The sequence below is a fragment of the Pseudomonas batumici genome (assembly GCF_000820515.1).
GTDB lineage: Bacteria > Pseudomonadota > Gammaproteobacteria > Pseudomonadales > Pseudomonadaceae > Aquipseudomonas > Aquipseudomonas batumici.
Map to the genome: position 1 here is coordinate 36,642 of NZ_JXDG01000022.1, position 26,168 is coordinate 62,809.

Annotated in this window: 24 protein-coding genes and 5 pseudogenes; 18 read left to right on the forward strand and 11 right to left on the reverse strand. The window is 56.9% G+C overall.

Annotated elements, in window-relative coordinates:
* Window positions 1–539: 539 nt before the first annotated feature.
* Window positions 540–1,034 carry a RadC family protein gene (radC, locus tag UCMB321_RS10450; protein ID WP_040066181.1) on the reverse strand — a complete coding sequence of 165 codons (495 nt, stop codon included), beginning with the start codon at window positions 1,032–1,034 and terminating at the stop codon, window positions 540–542.
* Between the two features lie 107 nt (window positions 1,035–1,141).
* Window positions 1,142–1,711: a DUF3577 domain-containing protein gene (locus UCMB321_RS10455; RefSeq protein WP_052451133.1), complete on the reverse strand. Its 570-nt coding sequence runs from the start codon at window positions 1,709–1,711 to the stop codon at window positions 1,142–1,144.
* Window positions 1,712–2,282: 571 nt separating this feature from the next.
* On the opposite strand from UCMB321_RS10455, the gene mobH reads away from it, so the two are divergent.
* The 6 genes and pseudogenes from mobH (at window position 2,283) to UCMB321_RS29990 (ending at window position 8,590) form a co-directional block, all read left to right on the forward strand.
* On the forward strand, window positions 2,283–4,166 hold the full coding sequence (mobH, locus tag UCMB321_RS10460) for a MobH family relaxase (protein ID WP_040066183.1): 1,884 nt from the start codon (window positions 2,283–2,285) through the stop codon (window positions 4,164–4,166).
* A gap of 319 nt (window positions 4,167–4,485) precedes the next feature.
* A complete protein-coding gene (locus tag UCMB321_RS10465; RefSeq protein WP_040066184.1) occupies window positions 4,486–5,553 on the forward strand; it encodes a DUF2157 domain-containing protein in 1,068 nt (355 codons plus the stop codon).
* A complete protein-coding gene (locus UCMB321_RS10470; RefSeq protein WP_040066186.1) occupies window positions 5,550–6,365 on the forward strand; it encodes a DUF4824 family protein in 816 nt (271 codons plus the stop codon). The genes UCMB321_RS10465 and UCMB321_RS10470 overlap by 4 nt, the downstream gene beginning before the upstream one ends.
* Window positions 6,366–6,537: 172 nt before the next feature.
* Window positions 6,538–6,882 carry a hypothetical protein gene (locus UCMB321_RS10475; RefSeq protein ID WP_245220771.1) on the forward strand — a complete coding sequence of 115 codons (345 nt, stop codon included), beginning with the start codon at window positions 6,538–6,540 and terminating at the stop codon, window positions 6,880–6,882.
* 689 nt (window positions 6,883–7,571) lie between these two features.
* Window positions 7,572–7,921 (forward strand): annotated as a pseudogene (locus UCMB321_RS29985) (IS66 family transposase); the annotation flags it as partial.
* Between the two features lie 12 nt (window positions 7,922–7,933).
* Window positions 7,934–8,590, forward strand: a complete 657-nt coding sequence (locus UCMB321_RS29990; RefSeq protein WP_084614897.1) for a VOC family protein — start codon at window positions 7,934–7,936, stop codon at window positions 8,588–8,590.
* Between the two features lie 17 nt (window positions 8,591–8,607).
* Here UCMB321_RS29990 and UCMB321_RS30675 read toward each other — a convergent pair.
* Together UCMB321_RS30675 and UCMB321_RS10485 are read right to left on the reverse strand one after the other, a co-directional pair.
* Window positions 8,608–8,817, reverse strand: a pseudogene (locus UCMB321_RS30675) (arginine N-succinyltransferase); the annotation flags it as partial.
* Between the two features lie 263 nt (window positions 8,818–9,080).
* Entirely contained in the window at window positions 9,081–11,072 is a 1,992-nt protein-coding gene (locus UCMB321_RS10485; protein ID WP_040066191.1) for a hypothetical protein, read from the reverse strand.
* 234 nt (window positions 11,073–11,306) lie between these two features.
* Between UCMB321_RS10485 and UCMB321_RS10490 the strand changes: the two are divergent.
* Window positions 11,307–11,510, forward strand: a pseudogene (locus UCMB321_RS10490) (hypothetical protein); the annotation flags it as partial.
* A gap of 67 nt (window positions 11,511–11,577) precedes the next feature.
* Window positions 11,578–11,811, forward strand: coding sequence for a ribbon-helix-helix domain-containing protein (locus UCMB321_RS10495; protein WP_040066192.1), 234 nt, complete (start codon window positions 11,578–11,580; stop codon window positions 11,809–11,811).
* A gap of 29 nt (window positions 11,812–11,840) precedes the next feature.
* On the opposite strand, the gene UCMB321_RS10500 is transcribed toward UCMB321_RS10495, so the two are convergent.
* The 5 genes from UCMB321_RS10500 to UCMB321_RS10520 all read right to left on the reverse strand — a co-directional run bounded on the left by UCMB321_RS10500 (window position 11,841) and on the right by UCMB321_RS10520 (window position 17,132).
* On the reverse strand, window positions 11,841–12,206 hold the full coding sequence (locus tag UCMB321_RS10500; RefSeq protein ID WP_040066194.1) for a type II toxin-antitoxin system RelE/ParE family toxin: 366 nt from the start codon (window positions 12,204–12,206) through the stop codon (window positions 11,841–11,843).
* Window positions 12,207–12,208: 2 nt separating this feature from the next.
* The gene (locus tag UCMB321_RS10505) at window positions 12,209–12,499 is read right to left on the reverse strand and encodes a type II toxin-antitoxin system ParD family antitoxin (protein ID WP_040066196.1); all 291 of its coding nucleotides are present in this window, start codon (window positions 12,497–12,499) and stop codon (window positions 12,209–12,211) included.
* 696 nt (window positions 12,500–13,195) lie between these two features.
* Window positions 13,196–14,356 (reverse strand): iron-containing alcohol dehydrogenase, encoded by a 1,161-nt coding sequence (locus UCMB321_RS10510; protein WP_040066198.1) that lies wholly within the window; start codon window positions 14,354–14,356, stop codon window positions 13,196–13,198.
* A 3-nt stretch (window positions 14,357–14,359) separates the two neighbouring features.
* Entirely contained in the window at window positions 14,360–15,751 is a 1,392-nt protein-coding gene (locus UCMB321_RS10515; RefSeq protein ID WP_040066200.1) for an aldehyde dehydrogenase family protein, read from the reverse strand.
* A 7-nt stretch (window positions 15,752–15,758) separates the two neighbouring features.
* Window positions 15,759–17,132: a glutamine synthetase family protein gene (locus UCMB321_RS10520; protein ID WP_040066202.1), complete on the reverse strand. Its 1,374-nt coding sequence runs from the start codon at window positions 17,130–17,132 to the stop codon at window positions 15,759–15,761.
* Between the two features lie 231 nt (window positions 17,133–17,363).
* Between UCMB321_RS10520 and UCMB321_RS10525 the strand changes: the two genes are divergently transcribed.
* The 7 genes and pseudogenes from UCMB321_RS10525 to UCMB321_RS10555 all read left to right on the forward strand — a co-directional run bounded on the left by UCMB321_RS10525 (window position 17,364) and on the right by UCMB321_RS10555 (window position 22,213).
* A complete protein-coding gene (locus tag UCMB321_RS10525; protein ID WP_040066205.1) occupies window positions 17,364–17,681 on the forward strand; it encodes a carboxymuconolactone decarboxylase family protein in 318 nt (105 codons plus the stop codon).
* 123 nt (window positions 17,682–17,804) lie between these two features.
* Window positions 17,805–18,041 (forward strand): hypothetical protein, encoded by a 237-nt coding sequence (locus tag UCMB321_RS10530; RefSeq protein WP_040066207.1) that lies wholly within the window; start codon window positions 17,805–17,807, stop codon window positions 18,039–18,041.
* An 89-nt stretch (window positions 18,042–18,130) separates the two neighbouring features.
* Window positions 18,131–18,337, forward strand: a pseudogene (locus UCMB321_RS10535) (SDR family oxidoreductase); the annotation flags it as partial.
* Between the two features lie 234 nt (window positions 18,338–18,571).
* The gene (locus UCMB321_RS10540; protein WP_040066210.1) at window positions 18,572–18,907 is read left to right on the forward strand and encodes a lipoprotein; all 336 of its coding nucleotides are present in this window, start codon (window positions 18,572–18,574) and stop codon (window positions 18,905–18,907) included.
* Between the two features lie 395 nt (window positions 18,908–19,302).
* Window positions 19,303–20,175 carry an HlyD family secretion protein gene (locus UCMB321_RS10545; protein ID WP_084614901.1) on the forward strand — a complete coding sequence of 291 codons (873 nt, stop codon included), beginning with the start codon at window positions 19,303–19,305 and terminating at the stop codon, window positions 20,173–20,175.
* 8 nt (window positions 20,176–20,183) lie between these two features.
* On the forward strand, window positions 20,184–21,086 hold the full coding sequence (locus tag UCMB321_RS10550; RefSeq protein ID WP_209437156.1) for an ABC transporter ATP-binding protein: 903 nt from the start codon (window positions 20,184–20,186) through the stop codon (window positions 21,084–21,086).
* A complete protein-coding gene (locus UCMB321_RS10555) occupies window positions 21,083–22,213 on the forward strand; it encodes an ABC transporter permease (RefSeq protein WP_040066213.1) in 1,131 nt (376 codons plus the stop codon). Before UCMB321_RS10550 ends, UCMB321_RS10555 begins: the two co-directional genes overlap by 4 nt.
* A 391-nt stretch (window positions 22,214–22,604) precedes the next feature.
* On the opposite strand, the gene UCMB321_RS10560 is transcribed toward UCMB321_RS10555, so the two are convergent.
* On the reverse strand, window positions 22,605–23,357 hold the full coding sequence (locus UCMB321_RS10560) for a carbonic anhydrase (protein ID WP_040066215.1): 753 nt from the start codon (window positions 23,355–23,357) through the stop codon (window positions 22,605–22,607).
* 313 nt (window positions 23,358–23,670) lie between these two features.
* Between UCMB321_RS10560 and UCMB321_RS10565 the strand changes: the two genes are divergently transcribed.
* The gene (locus tag UCMB321_RS10565) at window positions 23,671–24,576 is read left to right on the forward strand and encodes a hypothetical protein (RefSeq protein WP_040066217.1); all 906 of its coding nucleotides are present in this window, start codon (window positions 23,671–23,673) and stop codon (window positions 24,574–24,576) included.
* On the opposite strand, the gene UCMB321_RS29995 is transcribed toward UCMB321_RS10565, so the two are convergent.
* Complete coding sequence (locus tag UCMB321_RS29995) at window positions 24,573–24,671, reverse strand: helix-turn-helix domain-containing protein (RefSeq protein WP_084614903.1); 99 nt, start codon at window positions 24,669–24,671, stop codon at window positions 24,573–24,575. The genes UCMB321_RS10565 and UCMB321_RS29995 overlap by 4 nt on opposite strands.
* Window positions 24,672–24,946: 275 nt before the next feature.
* Here UCMB321_RS29995 and UCMB321_RS30000 point away from each other — a divergent pair.
* Both UCMB321_RS30000 and UCMB321_RS10570 read left to right on the forward strand, forming a co-directional pair.
* Window positions 24,947–25,262 (forward strand): annotated as a pseudogene (locus tag UCMB321_RS30000) (LysE family translocator); the annotation flags it as partial.
* Between the two features lie 151 nt (window positions 25,263–25,413).
* Window positions 25,414–26,037 (forward strand): glutathione S-transferase family protein, encoded by a 624-nt coding sequence (locus UCMB321_RS10570; RefSeq protein WP_040066219.1) that lies wholly within the window; start codon window positions 25,414–25,416, stop codon window positions 26,035–26,037.
* Window positions 26,038–26,168: the final 131 nt, after the last annotated feature.

Sequence of the window (26,168 nt, forward strand, 5' to 3'; positions counted from 1 at the left end):
GGGCTGGCTTTGCAGGTTCAACCCCCTTCGCCCTGGTACGGCGCTTACGAGGCGCCTTTTGGAACACTCGAGTGTTTGCCGCATACCAATGATTCAGATCGATACCTTTGGTGCGAACCATTGCTGGCAGGCGATCCATTTCACGAACCAGGCTATCTGGGATGCAGGGAGGTGGTAGCTGAACCTGAGGGCTAACCTCGGGTTGAGTGACAGGCGTTGTACTCGTTGTTTTCACCGATCGTAGGAACTCTCGGGTGACAGTGCCAAGTGCGAAGCCGATGTTGTAGCAGAGTTTGGACATGGTGTTCCTCCTGCTGAATAGGACGCGGAGAAAGCACTGTCCCTGTAAGGGAAGTGATTCCCCGATAGGTGAATTGCATCAGGTGCCTCTTCGACTGAGCACTGCTCTTCAGGCGAAGACGTGGGCCAGGGACCGTCCGGTCGCAGGCGGTCTCCAGCCAGGAGCTTGGATCAGCCACGGCATAGGCAAAGGTGAAACCAGAAAAGTGGGTGCCCCGGGGAGGGCACCTTGATGAGGGTTACGTCAACCTATGTTGGTTCATAGACAGTGGATCACCGGCACCGACAATGATGTGGTCTAACAACGTCACATCTATAAGTGCCAGAGCCTTTCGTAATCGTTGGGTCAGCACGCAATCAGCCTCGCTGGGTGTGGTACATCCTGAAGGATGATTGTGAGCCAGGATGACCGCCGAGGCGTTATGGGCGATCGCACGCTTGAGCACTTGCCGGGGGTGAACACTGGTGTGGCCAATGTCTCCATGAAACATCATTTCAAAGGCAAGGGCTTGGTGTTTGATGTCTAGGAAAATGACGCAAAAGACCTCGTGGTCCATCCCCGCGAGTTTCAGCTTTAAGAAGTCCCTAACCTCTGAAGGACTCTCGAGTTTAGGACCCCGAGTGAATAGCCTTCGATCCAGAATTTGCATGGCCCTTTTGATCAACAGATCTTCCTGGGCAGGGCTTTGTATTTCTGTTGCCTGCGTGTCGCTCAAGGCTCGGTTCGAACTCATGACGTCAACCTCTGTATACAGTCATGGAGGCACGCCATCCCCGAGGGACGTGAATGCCCCCGAAGGTGAAAGAAGGCGCCGGTCAGGGCGCCTGGTTGGCTGATGGATCAGGCCGCGTCGTGCGCGGCCATGGTGTCTTCTGTGCCATCGGTTAAATCACCGCTATCGATAGCCTCCAAATCATCGATTGTTTCTGGCCTGTCCGTTGTATCCAACGCATCGGGTGTCTGCGTTGCGTTCGCTGGACTCTCGTCTGAGGTGTTCTCCTTGGGCGGCGCGATATACACCGTTTCACCGTTTATTTTGATCATCGACAGGGAGAGCAAGTTGCTGGTCAGTCCAGCCCCCGGCTGACCTCGGCGATCACCTTTCTGGTGGATGTAGGGGCTGACCCAAAGGTCGCTGAGCGTGAAGCACGCCAGGACGGCTTCGCGTGAGCTGTTGATCTCTTGAGCGCAATGGCTGATGAGCTGTTTCGCTTCGATACCGACCACTGTGCAATCGATGTAGGTGTAATCGGCGCTGTCAGCCGGGCCCTGGAGCACGGCAACCGAAACCTTCAGGTACGACTGCCTATGACGAGTGATCGTTCTGACACTGTTGAGGTAGCCAATACCTTGCAGGTACAGGTTGAAGTACTTTTTTTCTTCAGTAGCGGACTGATTCTGAGTAGTCATGAGTGTCTCCAGTTTCGTTAAGAAAATGGGGAAGCACTCATCCCCAAGGGGAAAGTGATTCCCCATTGGGTGGTGGTGCAGTAGGCATTCGGTCGTCAACGGTTCTGACGACTGACCGCGGTGATGAATGCGAGAGCGGTCGGGTGGTGATCAACGCGATCATCGCGTCGTAGCCTTTTAGATCCGGGCTACCTGGGCCTGTTGCCGACAACGTCAGCAGGACACCCCTTCAGCATGAAAAAAGAGCCCCTGGCGGTCTAGTCCTCTCTTTCAGACGGAGGGTGTCGGATATTTCAGCTTGAGCGCCCTGGGCTTGGCGAAGCATCCCGTGTCGTGTCACTTCCCGTGCTTCCTCCGAATGACGCAGCTTGGTCCCATCTGTGACAGAAAAATACAGAGGGACGTAATCCTGTTTTCCTCTGGAACCCCGCGCCCAAAAGGTCATAAAAGGAACGGCGAAACGGAAGGGGCTAAGGGAAGCAAAACGAAGGGCAAAGGGCTTACCCACAAAAGGTCATCCGTGCACTGAACGGCCAAAAGGCTCCCTCACACCACACGGATGGCAGGCTGAATGTTCTGGCGATTCAAACTGAAAAAGGCGGCTGATCACGAGCCAACCCGCAAGACCGGCGCGTCCGACTACCTCACGCCTCAGACCGCTACAGAGCTGCTGTCGACCCCGCGCCGGCGCAAGCTTCTGGAGCACATCTGGCAGCGCACCTCGCTGTCACGCAAACAGTTTGCTGACCTCTATTTAGGCCCCATCGAACGCTACGCCGAACTGGTTCAACAACTGCCGGCCTCCGAAAACCACCACCATGCTTACCCCGGCGGTATGCTCGATCACGGTCTGGAGATCGTGGCTTACGCCCTGAAAATTCGGCAGTCCCACCTGCTGCCCATGGGAGCCACCCCTGAAACTCAAGCGACACAAACCGAGGCCTGGACCGCCACCATCGCGTATGCGGCTCTTTTACACGACCTTGGGAAAGTCGCTGTCGACGTGGAAGTACACCTGGAGGATGGATCGGTGTGGCATCCGTGGTGGGGCCCGGTGAACCGAGCGTATCGCTTCAAGTACCTGAAGGGGCGCCACTACAAGCTCCACAGCGCCGCTACGGGCTTGCTCTCCCTGCAAGTGCTACCACCGTCGATCCTCGATTGGCTCTGCACCTATCCTGAACCCTGGAGTGCACTGATCTACATGCTGGCTGGGCAATACGAACATGCCGGCACCTTGGGCGAGTTGGTCAGTCAGGCGGACCAGGCCTCGGTGGCGCAGGAGTTGGGAGGCAACCCCGTTCGGGCACTGGCCGCGCCGAAGAGCTCCTTACAGCGTCAATTGATTGAGGGGCTGCGCTACCTCGTCAACGAGCAGCTCAAGCTAAACCAGCCGCGTGCGTCGGACGGCTGGCTCACCGACGACAGCGTCTGGCTGGTCAGCAAAACGGTGGCGGACAAGCTGCGCGCTCACTTGCTGTCCCAAGGTGCTGAGGGGATTCCGTCCTCGAATGCCACGTTGTTCAACGTGCTCCAGGATAACGCGATCATCCAGATCAACGTGGAAGGCAAAGCGATCTGGACCGCCACCGTGCAGAGTGGTAAATGGAAAAAGACCCTCACGTTCCTCAAAGTTTCCCCGGCGTTGCTCTGGGAGGAGGGCAAGCGTCCTCCTGTGTTCAGCGGCACGATCACTGTTGAAACGACGACCGCAACAACCGGACAAACCAGTGATACACCAGCCGTAGACCACTCATCGCCCGAACAGGCTTCACCCTGGGACACTGAGCCGGACTGGATGCACGGCTCTGCTCAGGCCCGCTTTACCTTTGACGAGGAGGAACTCCACGGCATGGGTATGCAGACCCAGGAGCAAGCATGTGAAGCCCCCCCTGAATGGTTTCGATTGTTGGATGAGGACAGCTTAATGGGCACGCATCCTCATGAGTCCGACGAGCCCTCCACGGTTGAGGCCTATCCGTCACCTGTTAGCCCGCGCCCTGCTCCGCGCGAGTCCTGTCCGCCTATCCATTTGCCAGTCCTGGACGTGAAGGGGAAGGACCTGGGAGAAGCTTTCATGACCTGGCTACGCCAAGGCATTCTGAAGCACACGATCACCATCAACGACGCCCACGCACCGGTCCATAGCGTCGCCGAGACGGCCTTTCTGGTTACTCCTAAGATCTTTCAGCGTTATGCCCAGGAACACCCCGAAACCGCGCGGATGGCCAAGGAGCAGGGGACCAGCGATTGGCGTTGGGTTCAACGCTGCTTTGAGAAGCTGGGCCTGCACCACAAGAGTGAAGAAGGCCTGAATATCTGGGGCTGTGAGGTCAAAGGCCCACGCAAAACCCGAGGCATCAAGGGGTATCTGCTCAAGGACCCCAACCTGATTTTCACCGAGAGACCGTATGACAATCCGTATTTGAGGTTGATGGACTCCAAAGAGCGGTGAATCCCTGCGGCTGACCTTCGATTCTTAGGCCAGGCACTGAACCGCGCCACAGTCCCGGTCGAGCACGCGCTCGGGCTGGCGGCTTAACGGCCTAAGACGAAGCGAGGGCCAATTTGAATAGCCCTCAAATTCGTAGACACAGCTGAATGAAAGCTCCTGGCCGATTATTGCCTGTCACGACTGACCGGGATCAACCCTATATCGGAGACAGTCTGGATCGCGCAATGTGGACATTCGACATACGATTGACTAGGTTGCGATGATGGCATCGAGTTTTCGAGCTACCGATCAAGCTTTCGCCTCAGAAATGGATGTCTCTATGACCGCACTCACGCAAACAGATGCACAGCAGCGCGCAGACGATATCAGGGTATTCAAGCAAGAGCTGGAACGGCTTGAGCAGAGTGGTGTACTTACGCTTTCAGAAGAGCAGCGGGACGCGGTGGCATACCATCATCGCGACTTGTTGGACAACTATGCTCGCTCGTTCGACATCGATCGAACTACTGCATCTCGGCAACTCTCGATCGGCATGCGCGCGGCCTCGTTTCTGGGGGCGCTGGCCTTGGCTGCAAGCATTTTCTTCCTCTTCTATAAGTTCTGGGGGATGCTCTCTACCCCGGTGCAGATCACGACTCTGGTATTGGCACCGCTGGGGACTTTTCTTGGCACGATGTGGATACAAAGTAACGACTCTACCGGTTATTTTACTAAACTGGCGGCCCTGGTGGCATTTGCCTGTTTCGTTCTCGACATTACGATGCTTGGGCAAATCTTCAATATCACTTCATCTGACAACGCATTGCTTGTCTGGGCTGCATTTGCACTACTTCTGGCGTATACCTGTAAGTTACGTTTGCTGCTTGCAGCCGGTATCCTTTGTCTTGTTGGTTTCATCGCTGCGCGCACCGGGACGTGGGGTGGCATGTATTGGCTCGACTTTGGTGAGCGGCCAGAGAATTTTTTTCCTGCTGCGATTCTTCTCTTTCTTGCGGCAGTTTTTGTGCCGCACCGGAACTTTTCCGGGTTTGCTGTGATATATCGAGTCTTTTCTTCTTTGACATTGTTCCTGCCTGTGCTGGTGTTGGCCAATTGGGGCGATGGCAGTTATTTTGAAACCGATCCAGTATTCATCAAGCATTGCTACCAGGTCGCAGGCTTCCTTTTTAGTATTGGCGCAATTTGGCTTGGTGTACGCAATTATTGGTCGGAGGTGGTGAACACCGGCATAACGTTTTTCGTGATTTTCCTCTACACCAAATTTTACGATTGGTGGTGGGCGTCTATGCCGAAATATTTATTCTTCTTCGTGCTTGCTCTGACTGCTGTGCTGGTGCTCGTTGTTCTCAAGCGGTTGAGGACAATGCAATCCGAGGAGGCGAAATGATGAACTGGACGCGTCGACACTCGTTGATTGCCGGAGTAGGGTTGATTTTGATCACGAATGTGATCGTGCTGCTGGGCGTCGTATACAATAAAAGTGGAACGCCCGACAGTGTGCTTAAATTGTCGCAGCGCGAGTTGCTAGTTCCCTACGGTGGACGGGAGGGGACTGACAATAGCGGAATGTCGTTAAGACTGCTGGTGAGGTCTACCGGTCCGTTTAATATGGGGTTTTCCGGCGAAGAGGGTGGTGCTGTATGGTTTGACAAGGCGAAGCTTGCCGAATTGGGATTTGATGTCTCAGCTCCGATCGATACAGAACAAGGTCGCTCTTACTATCGAAAACAACGTTCCAGACAGGCATTTCTGGTCTTGGAGTTTAACGGTCGAGCGTACCAACAGGCGATTGAGCTTGCCAGGAAAATGGAAGCGGCTGAATTAAATAAAAAACAGCCAACAACGCTGGCAAGAGAGCAGAATACGAGCAGCCGATTATTCATTGTTGATGCTGGCGTGAATCGCGAAACTCTACGTGCGAAGTACCCGGATACCACTCAATACAGTATTGTCCGTGGCCAGGTTCGACTGATGGTTTACACTCATGATAAGCAGGCAATGCTTACGGGTTATGTCAATAAGATGGGTGTTGAAAACATCAATGTGCCTTTTGCGTTCAGATCTGTATTTGAGCCGATGCAGCGAACCATTCAGGAAAACGGTTATTCCGCCTCAAATGACGGGTCGCCTTCATTTGAGGCAGCGATTGCTTTCGGTAAACGACTTGAGCCATGGATTGTGACGGTATCGGAAAAATGAACTCAATAATGTTGGCAACCGTAGCGTCAACTTATCGATCAACGGATGGCCGCTAACAGACTCGCCCTCGAGTGTCTAGTCGTGGCCGATTGCTGCCGGTGCTGCCTGTAGTAATCGGCAAAAAAATGGAAGCGTTACAGACGGACGACATCACGCAAAAAAAGGCGATTTCATGAGGCGATTCAGTATCTACAGCGGCACGGTTTTGGTGGGCTACTCGGCTCTGGAGTCTGGGGACTTTTCCATGGGCGTTGCTTTCGGCGTATTCGAACCTACTGATGGATACGTGGAGATACAGAGCGAATGCCGAACCAATCATAGCGATCAATCCGCTTTAAAGCTCTCTGTCCAGACCCAAACGGGCAGGGCCATTCCGTGCGTTGGCGTGGGCATTCTGGATTACACCGAGGAACTCATGTCTCCTTACATTGAGGTCAATATTCTTGGTGTTCCGCATGCTGTGTATGGTGAGTTGTTTCCTGAACTCGTCGCTGCACACGAGCGCCAATTCAACTAACCGGGCCTGCGTAACGCCAGAATTTCCTCCGTCCGTTAGCTACAGCGTTAGTGTCCGCTAGTGGTCGAAGGTGAAATACCTTAAAATCATCTTTTTGAGTGATAATGATGCGTGTCTACTGTGTTCACTTCGTCATTAGGTTAGAAGACCGCTGGTTTGCGAAGCATCCTCCGTTCGAAACCCAGCGGACTGCAATCAGATATTTTCTGAATGCATCGCTGTTCGTTGCATCAGATAGAGACTTGGCCTATGCAAAGGCACTAGGTATGGTCGATGGTCTTGGCGATGCTAACCATGACGGCCCTGGGGACCGAACGGATATGTCATGTTTAGGTATCTATGAAATGGAAGACATCGCGGCTCTAGTCGACTTGCAGAGCGTGCTTGCATCTCCTTATGGATTAGATACTGGGGTTGCGTGGCCTGTAGGGGAGGTGCCGCCGATTAAAAGTCGCGATGAGCTAGAACTCTTTCGAACTCTGCCTTGTGTGGATAGATGAATCATCCCCACTTGTGTAGGCACCTCGACGGGCTGCTATTGGGAGCAGACGTTCGATGTGTCTGTGCCGCCAAGGGCGGCTCACTGCTTGACTGCTATATCTGTCGTCTCGTGAGTTCAGTCACAGCGACCCGAGCCTCATCAGGAGCATGCAAAGAAGCAGGCTTTAACCAACTGAAGTGTCGCCTAGCGCGATCTCGTGCCCGAAGGTTCGGCTATCAGCAGAGCGTTGGATTACAGCCTGAAGCGCTGGGCAGTGCTGTCGCGCTACCTTGAGGACGGGGCCGCCCCCATTGACAACAACCGGGCGGGGAACCAGATTCGGCCGTGGGCTCTTGGTCGCAAGAACTGGCTCTTTGCAAGTTCGCTACGCAGAGGCAAGCGGGCTGCGACGATCATGAGCTTGATCCAGTCTGCGCGGCTGAATGGGCACGATCCATATGCTTATTTAAAGACGTCCTCACGCGGCTGCCGACGCGTCGGGCGAGTGAAATTGCTGGCCTGCTGCCGAATAATTTTGAAATAAAATCAAATGGTTAAATGGAATTAACGATGGAAATAGATCACATTTTTATTTGTGTGAATGATGACGGTCGAGGCGCTGACGCTCTGAAAGCCCTCGGGCTCGCTGAAGGGACGCCAAACGTACACCCAGGCCAAGGCACTGCCAATAGAAGGTTCTTCTTTAGAAATTCTTTCATTGAGCTTTTACATCTCACCGATGAGTCAGAAGCTCAAAGTCAGTTAACAGCGCCAACCCGGCTCTTTGACCGCCTCAAGTGCGCAGATGGAGTCGCCGCGCCCTTTGGCATTTGCTTCAGACCATCCACCGTAGGCGAGAAGCCAACGTTTCCGGTCTGGGAGTATCGACCTGTTTACTTACCCATTGCCCTGAAAGTCGACGTGGGGCATGCGCCTATATCCGAACCGATGTGGTTTTTTCTTTCGTTTGCCAAGAGACCCGATGAGGCTCCGATTGAGCGAGCGCAGCCGTTAGAACATCCCAACGGCTTTCGCGACATTACATTTGTGCGAGTTACCACTCCCAGCAGCCAAGCTTTTTCTACCCCTGCCAACTGCGCGAACCAGCTGAAAGGATTTGAAATTGTTCATGGTGATGAGCATCTGGTCGTATTGGAAATCGATCATGGCGCAAGCGGCCAGACACACGATTTTCGTCCTGGGCTGCCGATGATTGTGAACTGGTGACGCATTGGCCTAACTATTCAGCCGACATCTCGTTCTGATTCCACGCTGGGGGCGGCGGTGATGCGGCAGTTTTCCAGGCGCTGGTTAAGGATCAGCCAGAGCGGCGCATGGTCGTCAGGTGTGCCGACCATCAGGCCCAGCGACTGGCTGTCGCGCACGGCACGGATTCTCGAGATCTGGGCTTCGATGACCGGACCTCCGTCGAAGATGTTGATGTAAACCTTATGACATGGCGCGCAGGTGCTGCATATCAATGTGCAGCCTGAGCCTGTAGAAGGGGATCGCGAATTCAGCCTGGCGGGCAGAGCGGCAGAGGTTTTACCGCGGTTGGTCGAGGAGGTCTTCGCAACGTAGGTCCAATCGCCCACATCCCGCTCAATGAGCGAAACCGATAGGGCCCAGCAGCCCCTTGGACTTCAGTCGACATTCCGCCAACCAGCTGAGGGGCTTTGAGCTGCCCGCCGCAGGGCAGGCAGCGGGCTCTGGTAGGCTAGCGGTCGCTCACCTGTTCCAGCTTAATCTGGCGCAGATGGTCGGCGATACCTGCGTGAACTTGGGCAACCGGGTGCACGGCTCCAGACATCCAATCGGGCGTGATCAGGCCCCTGGAGTTGAACACCGCCTGGGTCATGACCGCATCGTTGCTGGTGCGCAAGCCGCGCAGTCGGCTGTCAGTATAGGGCTCCCATTCTTGCACGCGCGCCAGTGGCATGCCGGAGGTATCTTTCCAGCCGACTATGGTCGGGTCTAGAGCAAAGAGGCGGCCGGCGCCTATTGCCTCTTTAACCTGCTGCAAACCCTTGGCGTTGAGGAAAAAATCGTCGTATGTCCATGCAAATCGATCCGGAATAGGGCATCCCCCCTGCTGGCCGCAGGCTGGAGCCACCGAGCACATAGAACGTAGCCCGTCTTTGGAGGCAAAGCCCGCCTGACTCTCTAGAGTCAACCAGCCCATCTTGGTGATGGCTTCGCGCTGGGCTTTCTGCAATGGTCCGATGAACTGTTCTTTGACTAGCAGGGCATCCTTTTCATCAATCTGGAAGATGAAGTTCTTTGCGTGATGGCGGAGGAAGGGGATCTGCTCCGTCTCGACCATAAACATCTGAGTCAGCGCCACATTGCCGACCGAGAGTCGGTTGGTGCAGTTTTCCGTAATCGTGTCAGGTAGAGGATCCGGGTAGACCAGCATAGTGACCCTGGTGGGTGGAACATGAAGGACGTTCTGCAACGACCAGTCGAGATCCTGGTACATTGGCAATGCTTGCTTGGTAGCCATGCGACCGGCGACGGCGGGATCAACCACCTCAATTCGGCTGGATTCCCGGAGCATCTCCAAGGCGAACTCGCGCACACTGTTGAATACTCCGCGCGTGGCTGTGGAAGGCACCAGGGCCCACTTGACCACGGAGGAGAAGCCAAAGTCGTTGCCACCAAAGGCCAGCAGCACTTCGTCAACCGGCTGAAGGTTGTCGGTGCAACGCTGGTAGGTGAATTCGCCGTAGTAGGGACTCTTGCGCAGTCCAGTCTCTTCTGGCCGCATCTGTTTGCGCCCCTCACCTTCCGGCGCACTGGGGCACAGCAGGTCGAGTGCAGCATTCAATTGTGAGCGGTTGAGGCGCGGCGCAGGGAAAGGCGAGAGAGTGTTGCCGCCGTCACGCGCCGGGGTGTTGCGCACTCGTATGACGTTGCCGAAGCCGGGCGGGTTGAGTTGGGCGCGGAAGAAGCCGTCGTACAATTCTGCTCCGGAGCAGGCAAATGAGGCGAAGCGCACTACCCGATGGGGATCACTCATGGCCATTTCCAACGCGTAAAGTGATTGCCAGGACAGGAACGAGCGGTGGCAGGTCTCATCCCACCATTGGGCAGAAGCGCTGTAGCGGTAGTTGCCATAGTTATCCTTGAGAAACCAGTCGCGGGAGACCACCGATGTGTAACCCGCTTGATTTCCCAGTTTGGCCGCATGATCCGGATTGCCCTCTCCAGCGGCAAAGGAGTCGCCCAGGGCCAGGATAGTGTGGCCGTTGATGCGCTCGGACTTGAGGGGCTTCTCCGCCGGGCCGTCGTGTTCGACGCGGATGCTAAATTCGACGTTTTCCGGTAATGGGCGGGAGCGCACCGTGCGTTTGCAGGGCACATCTCGTGCAACAGGTACCTCGTTGACGTACCACGTGCAATGACTGGCACTGTCAGTCGTCAACCACAAGAGGATTTCATGCTGGTCATTGAACAGCCGGGCTTTGTCATACTGGCCGGTGAGGTTGTTCCAAAGGGTGGAGTTGACCGGCAGCAGGTCACGTAGCCTCTGTGCATCCTGTCCGGCCATAAACTGCTCAGCCGTGGCCCCTGCCGGCCAGGCGGCTTTCAGTCGCTGAAAGTCTGTTTCATTTCTGAACTGGGGAAAACCGTTGGCCACCTCCCACTTAATGTCGGCCAAGCTGGTTGTTGCCCAGGCCATCACTAGAGCTCCGATAATCGCACGCATACATCCTCCTTGAAGACGGTTGAGCACGGGTCACGCGCAATTACCAGTGTGTCTTGATCGTGGCAATCAGCCAGTATTTCGGCCCTGCAATATCGACCGTTCGTCCTAAAAAATTTCCTGCAGGTCAATAAGCATCAAGTAATGCGTCCGGTTCTGGCCCATTGTTGCCTGCGGAGATCGGTGCGCCAGCTCAGAAGTCAGGACTGACTTTTGAGAAAATTTGTGAGACGCCTTATTACCTACGTTTCGAACCTGCTTGAGACAGCAGAGTTCAATGGCGACGAAATCAGCCTGCATACCAATCCCGTGGAGCGGGCATTGTTCTGGGACATGCTGCATTCGGTGGAAGTGGCGCGGGCGGTGGTGGATGCGCTGCTTGAGGGGGCGTCCCCATCCCGTCAGCTATCGTCCGCGTTGGACAGTCATCCGATTGATTGAGGTCGTTGCGTTGAAAGAGATCAAGCACTTGGCGGCTTGATCTCTTTTTCGGGACGGACAAAGCGCCATGAGCACCATGAACATCTCCCTGCCAGATGCCCTCAAGTCCTTTGTCGATGATCAAGTGAGCCCGCGAGGCTACAGCACCTGTAGCGAATGTGTGCGGGAGCTGATTCGCAAGGATCAGGATCGGCAGCACCTACGCGGCCTGCTGCTGGCTGGGGCTGAATCGGTTCCCACCGCTCCTGTGGATGGCGATTACTTCGAATCCCTGCGTGCCAGAGCGAATAGGGGGATTTGAGCAGGTACTTCATGGCTATACGCCGCTAACTACCCCCTCAATTCCTGCGTAAGGTGCTGCCTGACTTCCATTGCGTCATGCAGTATCCGAACGATCTCAATGACCTGGTCATCTGCCAATCGGTAGAAAACGACATGCCGCGGCCTCTGTACGGTGCCAGTAGCCGTTGCAGCTTGGCTGCGTACATAGGTCAGATGAAAACTTCTCAGTCCCTTTGAGAGTTCATCTCGAGGGCTGCTACCCACCCTGTTTGGTGTTTCGGCAAGGTCTGCGATTGCTGTGCGTATAAGCTCTTGGTACCTGACCCTGGCATGTGAACCAAACTGTACGTGGGAGTACCTTAGAACATCCTCGATATCACTGAGGGCCGTATGAGAGAGACGGTACTTCCCCATGCTCAACGGTTCTTGGTGGGGGAAAGGGCTGCTCGTTCGCCGATGTCAGCCAGAAGCTCTCCCAGCTGGTCACCGCCAATCTCGATGAAACGACCTCGCTCCAGGTCCATCAGTCCTGCTGAAGTGGCATGACGCAAAGCATCGAGCTTGGCCAGTTCTTCAGCTTCACGCTGCTCCAGCAGACGAAGCCCTTCGCGCATGACTTCGCTGGCGTTCTGGTACCGGCCGGAGACAACCAGGTCATTGATGACCTGGTCCATGTGATCAGTGAGAACGACATTTCGCGTCGCCATGTTGTGCTCCAGGAACCAATAACGTTGCTGCGGATATTGGCATATTATGCCATTGCGTTGGCTCATGCCTAGTTTGAGTCTGGGATTCATGCTGGAAGGCCTCTTGCAAGATTTGTCAGGGTTGATGGATGGAAAACGGAAAATGGCCCTGCCTGATCACGGACGGAGGACGGGGAAGTGAATGCTTCGGAGTGGACCTCAAAGGCCACTCCTGTCGGTGGATACGCCCAGGGCTTGCTTGTCAGCTTCTGCGCCGACGGAGCGCGGAGAAACGTTGCGACCTGGGGGAGAGGATCTAAGGCGCAATGGCGCATCGCAGCTTCCCGGATCCAAACTACACGGGCATGGAGCTGACAACGTCAGCGGTACGCCCCAATACAATGAATAACGCCGCCGGGAGCTGTCAAAACCCTAACTGCTACAAGCTTTTTCAGATCGTTGGCGTAGCTATAGAGCGGGGAAGAGGACTACAAATCTGGTTCCACGGCCAACGTGGGAGCCTTCCTGATCATCTGGTCGGTCTTTGCCGAACAAGGTGTGCACTGCCTTACAGTTGTGTTTGTGTCAGGTGGATATCTCACCAGTGTCCCGTCCTGAAATGGGTTTGCACCTGTTTCAGGACTTGAATTCGGCTTTCATCAACTACAACCTGTCCATGTTGCGTGTTCAAGACTCGACCCTGACCCGTCAACAGCTCTAAATACGCCCGTGATAAGCCGCTTCGAAAATTTCTGCCGCGCCGGCCCGGGTGAGTGGCAGCGGATTGCCGCTAGCAGAAGGGTCGACAATCGCCATGTCGGCGATCAGGTTGGCCCGCCGATCATCCACACCCAGTTCAACCAGCGTGTGCGGTACGCCGATGTCCTTGCGCAGCTTGAGGACGAAGGCCAGAAAACTGTCGAAGCCCGGCGAGGGCAGACGCAAATAGGCCGCCAGGCGCGTGATGCGTTCATCGATGGCCGGGCGATTGAATGTCAGCACATAAGGCATGAAGGTGGCATTGGTCATGCCGTGATGGGTGTCATACAGCGCGCCCACCGGATGCGAGAGGGCGTGCATCCCGCCCAGGCCTTTCTGGAAGGCGGTGGCGCCCATCGCCGCCGCCGCGAGCATGTGCGCTCGTGCCTCGAGGTCGTAGGGTGTGTGGACGGCACGTACCAAGGCATTCGCCACCAGGCGCATACCTTCTACCGCGATGCCATCGGCCAGGGGGTGGAAACCGGGGGCGCAGTACGCCTCCAGACAGTGCGCCAAAGCGTCCATGCCCGTACCGGCGGTGACCTTGGCCGGCATGCCGACGGTGAGGGCCGGGTCGCTGATGACTACGCGCGGCATCATTTTCGGGTGGAAGATGATGCGTTTGGTGTGGGTCCGCTCGTCGATGATCACCGCCGCACGGCCGACTTCCGAGCCCGTACCCGCGGTAGTCGGCACGGCGATGACCGGGGCGATGCGGCTTTCGTCGGCGCGTGTCCAGTAGTCGCCGATGTCCTCGAAATCCCAGACCGGTCGGCTCTGGCCACTCATGAACGCGATGAGCTTGCCCATATCCAGCCCGCTGCCACCGCCGAAGGCGACCACACCATCGTGTTGGCCGGCGCGCCAGGTGTCGAGTCCGCCCGCCAGGTTGGCGGAGACCGGATTGGGCTTGAGGTCGCAAAACAGCGCAACGCCGAGGCCGGCGGCACGCAAGGCGTCCAGCGCTGCCGTGGTGATCGGGGCGCGCGCCAGGCCACTGTCGGTGACCAGCAACGGTCGCTGGATACCCTGGCTGCGACAGACGTCGGCCAACTCGGTGATGCGACCGACACCGAAGCGAATGCTCGTGGGGTAGTTCCAGTTTCCAGTCAGGCTCATGGCTCAGATCTCGTGGCGCAAATGGAAGGATTTGGCTCGGGTCAGGTGCTCGTAACCCAGGCGCGACAGCGTCACCCCGCGCCCGCTGTGCTTCACCCCGGTCCAGGCCAGGGCCGGGTCCAGGTAATCGCAGCGGTTCATGAATACGGTGCCGGTGTCGATCTCGTTGCCCAGGTGTTCGGCGGCGGCGAGATCTTGCGTCCAGATGGACGCGCTGAGCCCGAACTCACTGTCGTTCATCAGGGCGATGGCTTCGTCGTCGCTGGTCACCGGCAGGATGCCGACCACCGGACCAAAGCTTTCTTCGCGCATCACCGACATCTGATGGGTGACGTCGACCAACACCTGCGGCGCGAGGTAGGCGCTGCCCGGCGCGTCAGCGGGAAAGGCCTGCGGATCGATCAGTGCCCTGGCGCCCTTGGACAGCGCATCGGCGATCTGACCACGAACGAATTCAGCGGCGTTCGGCGTCACCAACGGACCGAGCGTGGTGGCTTCGTCCAGTGGATTACCCAGCACGTATTGGCCGGTCAATGCGACGAAGCGCTCGACAAAGGCTGGGTAAATCTTTTCATCGACATAAATACGCTCGACCGCGCAGCAGCTCTGCCCGGAGTTGAAGAAGCTGCCATCCACCAGGTTCTCCACCGCGTGTTCGAGGTGGGCGTCCGCCCGGACGTAGGCCGGGTCTTTGCCGCCGAGCTCCAGCCCCATGCCAAGGAAGCCCCCCGCGGCGGCGCTTTCCATGGCCTTGCCGGCGTCGACCGAGCCGGTGAAGTTCACCTGCTGCACCCGTCCAGAGGCAATGATCGCCGCAGTCTGGCCATGATCGAGCAGCAGGTTCTGGAACACCCCTTCGGGCAGATGGGCGCGGCGCATGGCCTCGGTGAACCGTTCACCGACCAGCAGTGTTTGCGACGCGTGTTTGAGGATGACGCTGTTGCCGGCCATCAGCGCCGGGATAATCGTGTTGACCGCTGTCAGGTAGGGGTAATTCCAGGGGGCGACAACCAGCACCGTTCCCAGCGGTTCACGTTTGATATGACGTCGAAAACCGGCGACGGGCGTGGGTTCGAGCGCTGCCAGGGCTTCAGGCGCAATGGCGATCATATGGCGGGCACGTTCTTCGAACCCGCGCAGTTCGCCCGCGCCAAAGCGCACCGGGCGGCCCATCTGCCAGGCCAGTTCCGGGACGATTTCAGCCTTCATCGCCAGCATCGCGTCCACCGCGGCACTGCACAAAGCGGCGCGTTCGTTCAGTGGCCGGCGTTTCCATTGCGCCTGGGCGGCTGCGGCCGTCGCCAGCGCCTGCTCGATCTGTGTCGCATCGCAGTAGCGGCGTTCTGCATAGACCCGGCCATCGACCGGTGAGATGAGTTCAATCGTCGAAGTCATGGTGGTCTCAATAGCGCTCGAAGCCGCGCTGCAGTTCCCAGTCGGTGATCCGCCGGTCGTACTCTTTCTGCTCCCATTCGGCGGTGTGCACGTAGTGGTCGATCACTTCATCGCCGAACGCCTCGCGCAACATGGTCGAGGCCTTGAGTGCGGTGCAGGCATCGCGCAGTGTCTTCGACACTTGCGGCAAGTGCTCGTCGAGGTAGGCATCGCCCTCGAAGGGCGGCGTGAGCTTGAGCTTCTCGTCGATACCGGCCAGGCCCGCGGCGATCAAGGCAGCGAAGGCCAGATAAGGGTTGAGGTCGGCACCGCCGATGCGACATTCGATACGGATCGATGGGCTGCCTTCGGCACACAACCGAAAGCCTGCGGTGCGATTGTCCCGGCTCCATACCGCTCGCGTCGGGGCAAAAGTGCCGGCCTGAAAGCGCTTGTACGAATTGATGTAGGGCGCGAGAAAACAGGTGATGTCGTTGGCGTATTTGAGCTGCCCGGCCACCCAGGCGCGCATCAGTTTCGACATGCAGAACTCAGCCTTGGCGTCGAAGAACAGCGGCTTTTTAGCGTTTTTATCCCAGAGCGAATTATGGATATGGCTGCTGGAACCGGCGGCGTCATAGCGCCACTTGGCCATGAAGGTAATCGCCTTGCCTTGCTGTTGCGCGATCTCCTTGCAGGCGTGCTTGATGATGACGTGGTGGTCGGCCATGGTCAGGGCATCGGCGTAGCGAATGTTGATCTCTTCCTGGCCCGGCCCCCATTCACCCTTGGAGTTTTCCACGGGAATGCCGCAGGACTGCAGATGCTTGCGAATCATCCGCAGCACAGGTTCCTCACGGGTGGTCTGCAGGATGTTGTAATCCTCGATGTAGTGGCCGGCCGTTTTCGGCTTGTGGTAGTTGCGCTGGTGGATGGCCTCGTAGCTCTCGTCGAACAGATAGAACTCGAGTTCCGAGGCGAACATGCCGGTATAGCCACGCTCGCGCAGTCGCTCGACCTGCTTTTTCAGGATGGCCCGGGGGCTGTGCGGCAGCTCCCGTCGATGGTGATGATCGAGCACATCGCAGAGCACCAGCGCCGTGCACTCAAGCCAAGGTACCCGTCGCAACGTGGCCATGTCGGGTTTGAGCACAAAGTCGCCATAGCCTTTGCTCCAACTGGCCGCGGCGTAACCCGGCACCGGTTCCATGTCGATGTCGTCGGCCAGCAGGTAATTGCAGCAATGGGTTTCTTCATGGCCGCTGTCGATGAAAAACTCGACCTGAAATCGCTTGCCGACCAGTCGTCCCTGCATGTCGACCATGCAGACAAGAACGGTATCAATCTCGCCGGAGGCGGCGGCACGCTTGAGCTGGTCAAGGCTGAGGAGGGGCTCGGTCATCACATAGTCCTGCGTGAAGGGTTTGGGCCTTTCTGAAATAGCTGTTGCAGACGCTCTCCAGAAAACACCAAAACCTGCAGACGCGAGCATCGTGAGCAATAAGCTGCACTAAGATTAGCCTACTGTTGCTTTACGCACGTTCAGGTAATCGACGCCTTATGAGTCGGGCTGGAACATTGCCGCAGGTGTGCCTGTCGGTGCAGGTCGGCACAGTTTCGCGAGGAGACAAAGATGGCAAAGAAGAAAGAGCACAAGACCTATCGAAATCTCAAACAGCAGTACCCGGAGTACTTGGCGGCAGTGGAGACCTTGGGGACGGCTGTGCGTCATGCCGGCCCACTGGACGAGAAAGTGGTCCAACTGATTCAGCTCGGTGCCGCGGCCGCCATCCGCTCCGAGGGCGCGGTGCACAGTCATACAAGGCGGGCACTGGAAGCGGGCGCTACGAGAGAGCAGATCCATCACACACTGATCTCTCTGACCAGCACGATCGGTTTCCCGACAGTGGTTGCGGCGATCAGTTGGGCGGATGATGTGATGGAGCAGTGAACGAGCTTCCTGAAAGACAGGACACTGTCCGTTCGCCTCAGGGGAGTCGATGTCCGGTCCTTCGAGCATGAAGCCTATAGGGGTTTACGTTACTCGGGTATCAACGACGGGAGGAGTGCAGCAATGACTGAGCGCCATGAGGTCCACAAGGAGACGCTGTCGAACGGATGCAAGATCCAGGTCAAGGCCGAGATACTGAGGGACGGCTCGCTGGAGTTGTTGATCGGTGTTTACCGGCCGGACGGCACGGTTATTTTCGAGGGGCACGATCCAAGGCCGCACCTGCTGGACATGGAAGCCGCGCTGGATTGGGGCATCGATATCGCGAAAGGTATCGGTAATAGCCAAAGAACGTTGTGAGGCTGGGTTGATGGTGTTCGAGTTCAATGACAGCCCGATAGTTAGACAGTTGACGCGACAATTACCTTGAAAAACGCCGAATGGGCACTGAGACCCTTGCCAAAGCCGAAGGCCAATCGTTCGAAGCGTTCGAAAAGGAATTCTTCGAGAAGGTTCGCCCCACATCGCTCATCAAGCGATTTGGCTCACCGCAGGAAATTGCGTCCCTCGTGGCTTATATTGCCAGTCCGCTGTCGTCGGCAACGACGGGAGCTGCGTTGCGAGCCGATGGGGGCGTGATAAAGAGCGCTTTCTAGACCCACTTTTCCGCTCGCTGCTACGTGAAGTCTGAGCCCGGCAGCCTCTGCCGAAGGTAAGGATTTCAATCTCAGACACGTACCTTTCTGCCGTGAAAACCACGGACGGTATTTTTATCACAGGTGGTGAGAGATTCACCTGACTGCACGTGATGATGCTAACTGGCCATCTTATCCGCTAGACTGTGCGCCGCTCGAGAGATGGATCCCGGGCTTTTCTCATGGAGTTACACAGTGAAATACCTCAGGAAAGTTGTTGCCGTTGCTCTGTTTGGCCTGGTTTTGGCGGGTTGCACCGGCACTTCGATGAAGACCCAGCAGTATGACAGCAGTCAATACACCGTTCTCGGCCACAGTGAAGCGAGCGCCACTGGCCTCCTGCTGTTTGGCGTCATTCCGATCCGGCAGAACAGCCGTTTTGTTCGTGCTCAGGACGAGGCGATCAAAGCCAAGGGCGGCGACGCCATGATCAACACCCAGGTGCAGGAAAACTGGTTCTGGGCTTGGGTCCTGACCGGTTACACCACCAAGATCTCCGGTGATGTGGTCAAGCTGAAAAACGTTCAGTAAACGTGGTATTCAGTCTGTGTAAAGCAGGTCTGATCCACGCGTTGCCCGCAGTCCCTGACAAACAAAACGGGCGCCCTTCAAGGCGCCCGTTTTCATTGACTCCGCCGCCTGCGCCCGCAAGCGTCTGCCGATTACATCCATCACGTCACGGTCATCGTGTTGTGGTTCAACTGAGCCGGACACCACCTTAAGTTTCTTATCTCGGTCCGAGCAGAGGTCAGGTAATCGTCTGAGAGGCACTCAAATGAACGGGAAGCCTTGCTCCCGTTCTTCTATCGTTGAGGGTGGAACCGCGCCGACGTGGATCCTGCCACTGCGGGGAGACCTGACCGCTTCGGCTTGCCATCTTGGCAGGAGGTCGTGCCGACCTCCATGAGCAAGAGTGAGAGCGACAGATGAAAACCAGCATCGTCCATATCCTGTTTGCTCGCCACTCAAAACCGCGCGTTATGGGGGCTTGGTTTCTATTTCTGCTACTGCCTTTGGCGGGCTGCAGCGATAAATCTGACACTGGATGGCTCGGCTATGGAGAAGGAGATTACGCCTTCATCGGCGCGCCTCAGGCAGGTTGGTTAACGGAAGTGGCTGTTCAGCGTGGGCAAGCAGTACACAAGGGCGATCTGTTGTTCACCTTGGACGATACCCAGCAGCAAACCAGTCGCGATCAGGCGCAGGCATCGCTTGACCAGGCCAAAGCCTCGCTCGCGCAGGAAGAGGTGAATCTAAAGTTCCTGACCATTGAGCTGAACAGACAGACCGGCCTTGCGAATGCCAACGCGGGCATTCCATCTACGCGAGATCAGGCAGAAAACAGCGCCAGGCAATCGCGCGAACACATTGCGCAGTTGCAGGCGCAGATCAGTCAAATGGCCGCATCGCTGGGTGGCGCCGATTATTCGTTGTCACAGCGGCGTATCGTGGCGCAAACCGAAGGTTCGGTGGAGGACCTCTACTTTCATCCGGGTGAGTACGTGGGTGCTTCGACCAACGTTGTGTCTGTGCTACCGCCCGCGAGTATTTATGTCCGTTTTTTTGTGCCTGAGACGGAGTTCGCCAGCGTTCACCTGGGGCAAAAAGTCCAAGTGAGCTGCGACGGCTGTAAGCCGGTGGAAGCGAAAATCACGTTTATTGCCAGCCAACAAGAATACACGCCCCCGGTGATTTTCAGCGTCGGCAGCCGTGAAAAACTGGTGTTCAAGGCAGAAGCACGTGCACCTGGCGGCCTGCCGCTGCACCCCGGACAACCGGTCGAAGTGAGACCGCTTTGATGGACGTCATGGCGATCAATATCACCGGTCTCACCAAGCGGTTTGGCAAGAAGCTGGCGGTTGACCACATCGACATCGCTGTACCGCAAGGGCAGGTCTGGGGATTCCTTGGGCCGAACGGCTCAGGAAAGACCACCACGATTCGCATGCTGTGCGGTCTGCTGCGTGCTGACGAGGGTAGCGGCACCTGTCTAGGGCTTGATTTCAGGACGCAGGCAGAAGCCATTAAGCGCCAGGTGGGCTACATGACGCAGAAGTTCAGCTTCTGGGAGGATCTTTCGATCCGGCAGAATCTGGAGTTCACTGCGCGCATGTATGGAATGTCTGACCTAGGCCTGCGTGTCGATGAAACGCTAAAAAGATTGGGGCTTGTCGAGCGTCAGAAGCAGCTCGCCGGAGAGCTGTCGGGAGGCTGGAAACAGCGCTTGGCGCTGGCGGCTTGCATGCTGCATGAGCCCAAGTTGCTCCTGTTGGATGAGCCCACTGCCGGCGTTGACCCGCAGGCGCGGCGCGAATTCTGGGATGAGATCCACCGTCTGAGCGCAGGCGGCCTGACCGTATTGGTGTCTACACACTATATGGACGAAGCAGAGCGCTGTGATCGCATCGTCTACATCCTTGATGGGAAGTTGGTGGCTCGCGGCACGGTGAGTGAAGTGATCTCGCAGTCCGGGCTTTTCACATTCCTCATTCGGGGTAGGGACGTGCGACGACTGGCGGACACGTTACGTGGACAGCCCGGCGTTGAGTATGTCGCCTTTTTCGGGACCATCCTCCATGTGAGTGGGCGTGATCGCGACGCGCTTGAGCGTTCGCTGGCCACTTATCGGGATCAACCTGCCTTTGTCGTTGAAGAGGCAGAGCCCAGTCTGGAAGATGTCTTCATTCAGCTGCAGGAACGGACACAATGAGCTTCTCATTGAGCCGGATCCGGGCACTCCTTTCCAAGGAGTTCCTGCAATTGCGTCGTGACCGTCTGACGCTGGGGATGATCCTCGGGGTGCCGCTGATGCAGTTGCTCATCTTCGGGGCAGCGATCAACGTGAATCCGAAACACCTTCCCACCGCCATAGCTGTTGCCGATCCTGGCCCTTTTGCTCACTCCATTGTTGCGGCCCTGGCCAACTCGAGCTACTTCGATATTGTTGCCCAGACGAACGATCCCCAAGGCGCACGGCGACTTCTACAGGAAGGTAACGTCACTTTCGTCGTAGAGATTCCGGTTAACTTCACGCGTGACATCGTACGCGGAAAAGCGCCAGACCTTCTGATCGAGGCTGATGCTACTGATCCTGCCGCAGGCTCCTATGCACTGGCCGCATTCAACAATCTCGCGGCGACGGCGCTGCGAGATGACCTGGTTGGACCGCTAGCGTCACGAGCGCAGGGACCGGCACCGTTCAATACCGTCGCTCACCTGCTCTATAACCCCGAGTCGATCACCCAGTACAACATTGTGCCCGGCCTTCTCGGCGTCATCCTCACGATGACCATGGTGTTGCTGACCTGCCTCGCGCTCACGCGCGAGCGGGAACGTGGCACCTACGAAAATCTGTTGGCCATGCCGGCGACACCGCTGGAAATCATGATCGGAAAGATCACGCCCAATGTGTTGATTGGCGCCATCCAGAGTACGGTCATCCTGACGGCGGCTCATTACATCTTCCAGGTACCGATGCTTGGATCGCTTGGGCTTCTGTCGATTGCCGTGGTGATCTTTATCATTGCCAATCTGGCGGTGGGATACACATTTTCGACCGTCGCGCAGAACCAGCTTCAGGCCATGCAGATGACCATGTTCTTTCTGCTGCCCAACATCCTGCTGTCTGGATTTGCGTTTCCGTTCATGGGGATGCCTACCTGGGCCCAAGCCATTGGCACGCTCCTACCGGCCACACACTTCCTGCGCATCGTGCGCGGCATTCTGCTCAAGGCCAACGGTCTTGCCGAGATCTGGCCCGACCTATGGCCACTTCTTTTGTTTACCGCTGTCGTGGGGGCTGTGGCGCTGCTGCGATTTCGAAGAACCCTTGATTGACGCTGGCTGGAGGTGAAATTGATGCTGAGTGATACACCCTATGCATCCCCGAATGCAGTGCTGGCATGGATAGTAAAGGAGGCGGTGCAGGGTAGGGCTAGGGGCAAAGGGGCAGGCGCATGCGAGTGAGTCCATTCATGAGGGGAGAGCATTTTGTCCGCTCGAGGGCACAACGTAAAAAGCCCGGCACTGGGCCGGGCTTTTTCCAGAGGGTGCTGATCCGTCAGCTGATCCGAGTGTAGGGCAGTCACTAAGCGGCCGGTAGCGAAAAGTCAAAACGTGTCGCAATCGACTGCTGCTTACCTGCAAGCGACATCGGGACTGGCGCAGGAACGAAAAGAGCCCGAGAAAAGGTGACACCCCTATCGGTAAAGTGATCGCACCGCTTGATTCAGGCAATCATCTCAACCTTGCCGGAGGCAAGACGGTAGATGCCGCCCACGATTTTCAAAGTGCCCTTGGCGAGCGCATCCGTCAGCAGTGGCGTCGCTTTTTTAAGTCTGTCGACCGAGACCCTCACATTTTGCACCGTCGCGTTTTCCACTAAATCCCCAGGTTGATCGAGCACTTTCTCAACCGATGGCCTGAGTGCGTCCGCCAGTTTCGGTATCTGCCCTGGGAATACCGTATGCTCTTTTACGGCTTTTATGCCGGCTTCGATGGCACCGCAACGCTCATGCCCCAATACGAGAATGAGGGGAGCACCGAGTACCGCAACACCATATTCAAGACTGGCGAGACCTTCTTCTGTCACGAAGTTGCCAGCGACGCGGACAGCGAAAAGGTCGCCTCGCGCGGTGTCAAAAGCATATTCGGGTGCTATTCGGGAGTCGGAGCAACTGAGCACAGCCACGAACGGATTCTGGCCGGAAACCAGTGCCTCGCGCTCAGCTTTGAAGTCATGTGTTTTAGAATTCCCAGTCACATACCGCTCATTTCCGTCGATCAGTCTTTGCAACGCTTGATCGGGGCTGATGACATTGTGTGGTTTAGGGGGGGACGATGTTTTTTCGGCGGCCAGGATCGCCCTGTTGGGCAGCAGACCCGCCAGTAGCAAGGCGCCAGCTCCTAGCCCGGCAGTACGAAGAAAACGACGACGATCATTGGTGTCTGGGGCGGCGGTTGAATCACATGATTTACACATGATTGGGTGTACTCAGGTCAATTCGGTTGGAATGACAGATGTTGGGGGTTAGTGTTTCAGGAACCGTCAACACTGGAGTACTAGAGTCTAGACGGCCTGTCTGCGTCGCCTGGGTTTTCTTTGGCCGTGACCGAGCGCTTTTGGCCGTTAACTGCCTGCTAAGAACTGCCATAAGCACCCCATTCATGGCTTGAAGGTCGCCTGTTGTTCACGTCCCCAGGGCCTGATCCGCACTTTTGCGCCTCACCTGCCACTTTCGCCACAATCGGCGTGGATCTAAAGTCAGGGGCGCACCTTCAGGGGACTTCCAGTTATGTACAGCTCGCTTGCCATACCGAGCACCGCTCGCCAATTGCATGACCGGATCTATGCTGGCGAGATCATTCGCTTCACTGACCTGCAGCCCATGACGGCGCTGGTGGAATATACGCGTGCGCTCCTCGAAGACGCGCTGCATCCCTGGTCGCCGCAACAGATCCATCGCCATTTGAGCCACCCTGAGCAGACTGAGCGCTTTGCGAAAATTCAGAACGACTTCGCAGGCTCGGCTGAGGTCCAGCAGCGTTGGCAGGACGTCGTGCAAAGCCTTGGCATCGCCCCCGATACCCTGGCGTGCGATCGCCTGCATTTGCGTTTTCAGCCGCATTGCGAGCCAGGGCAGTCGACGCCGCGTGCCCGCACGACGGCCACCATCGCGTTTCACCGCGATACCTGGGGGTCGAATATCTATGCACAAACCAACTGGTGGGCGCCCATCTATCCCGTTGCGGCAGGGCGTACCGTCGCCTTGTATCCAGGCCTTTGGCAGCGACCGCTGGGTAATTCGAGCGCAGATTTCGATATGCGCGCCATTTTGCAGCGATCCCATCGAGACGGCCGCAATGCCGTGGATGCCGACGAAGCTATTCCGCATCTGCTGGAAGCGATCGACCCGCAGGAGGGGATTGCCGTCGATATCGCTCCGGGGAGCCTGATCGCCTTTTCCGGGGCTCATGCCCATGCCGGCGTCGGCAATAGCACCGGGCTGACACGTATCTCTTTCGAGACCCGATCAATATTGATCGCCGACCTGTTGGCCGGATTGGGAGCGCCCAATGTCGATGGTCACGCGCCGTGGAAGACTATTGGACTGTTTCGCCGAATGAACGATGCGCAACGCCTGAGCGAGATCCTTGGCTGCGGCTTTATCGAGCCCTATCTGCGGCCAGCAGAGCCCTAACGCTGGCGCCGGTAATCGCTTGGGGAAAGACCGGTGTGCTTGCGAAATGCATGGGTGAAGTGACTGGGGTCGGAGTAGCCGACTTCATTAGTCATAGGGCGCACCGGCGGCGGAGAGGAAAAGCGAGCCCTGCTTTACCAGGCTCGTGACCCATGGCCCGTCATAGCAGGATTGTAGGGTGCATGTCTGGTTGGTGAACGCTACAGGTGGGCGCTTACGGCCCAGAGTGTTTGGATGCGCTATTGGTGCAAGCCATTGCTCACGTTGAAGTCAAACGTATTCCCAGGGAGCGGATATCCAGTGCTGCGACCGCTGTATGACGCTTTGTCAGTCAATCTGTATCTAACGTTCCCCCTTTGACCGCTCTACTATCACAGTCTTGGTCTTGGCGGCTCCCTATGCGTATGACGCGCTGCGACTCGGCGGCGCGCGCTATCTGCTCTACCTTGCCTGGCAAGCAGTCAAGCCCAACACGCCGACCACTGCAGCATGCTCACGCAATCCATCGTGCCTGGCTTTACGCAGATCGTCATTAGCGTAAGCGTTAACGCGCTGATTGCCGTCATGGCTGGCTCAATCGCAACATTTCTTGCCAGCAGGCTCGTGTGGCAGATCGTGCAACGCTGGCTGATGGGGACGGCCCTCACGGGCTGGCCGTGCGCATGGCCGTCGAAGGGCGGCGCTGAACCGGGCTGCTTGCGGTTGGCGCGGCGCAGTAAACCTGCGTCGCCCAGATGTGAGAGTGGCCCCTGTGCATCGCACCAGGCGCACTAGAAAAAAATCCGAGCGGGTTATCGAAAGCCCCTGACCAAATACCCTGAACGATAAGGACATGAAATGTTGCGCATATTGGGTAAGGCATCGTCGATCAATGTACGAAAGGTACTCTGGGCATGCGCCGAGATCGAAATCCCCTTTGAGCGGGAGGACTGGGGTTCTGGCTTCAAGTCAACGCGCTCGCCCAAATTCATTTCGCTGAACCCCAACGCAATGGTGCCGGTGATCCTGGATGACGACTTCGTGCTCTGGGAGTCAAACTCGATCATTCGGTACTTGGCGTCTCGCTATAACGGAAGTCATTTTTATCCGGTCCAACCGAGAGCAAGAGCACGGGTGGACCAATGGATAGACTGGCAAGCGTCGGACCTCAACAAATCGTGGACGTATGCCTTCATGTCGTTGGTCAGGCATTCGCCTGAACATCAGGACAGCAGAGCCTTGGCAGCCGCTTGCAGCCTGTGGTCAAAGCACATGGAGATCCTGAATCGACAACTCGAATCAACAGGAGCCTACGTCAGTGAAGACGGGTTTTCTCTCGCAGACATACCGATAGGCCTGTCGGTTAACCGGTGGTTTGAAACACCGCTCGATCATCCAGACTTTCCTGCTGTAAGTGCCTATTACGAACGGTTGAGTCGTCGACCTGGCTACCTCCTGCATGGAAGAAACGGGACTCCGTAAGAGTTCAGCATGGTGTCGGCGGCGCCATGTGTCACCGGCCTTGAAAGCACTCATCGAATTCATCAGAGCGGGTGACTTGCGAACCTGATTCAGAACCATCGCGATCGGCAGCTAAGGGGTGTGGATTCAAC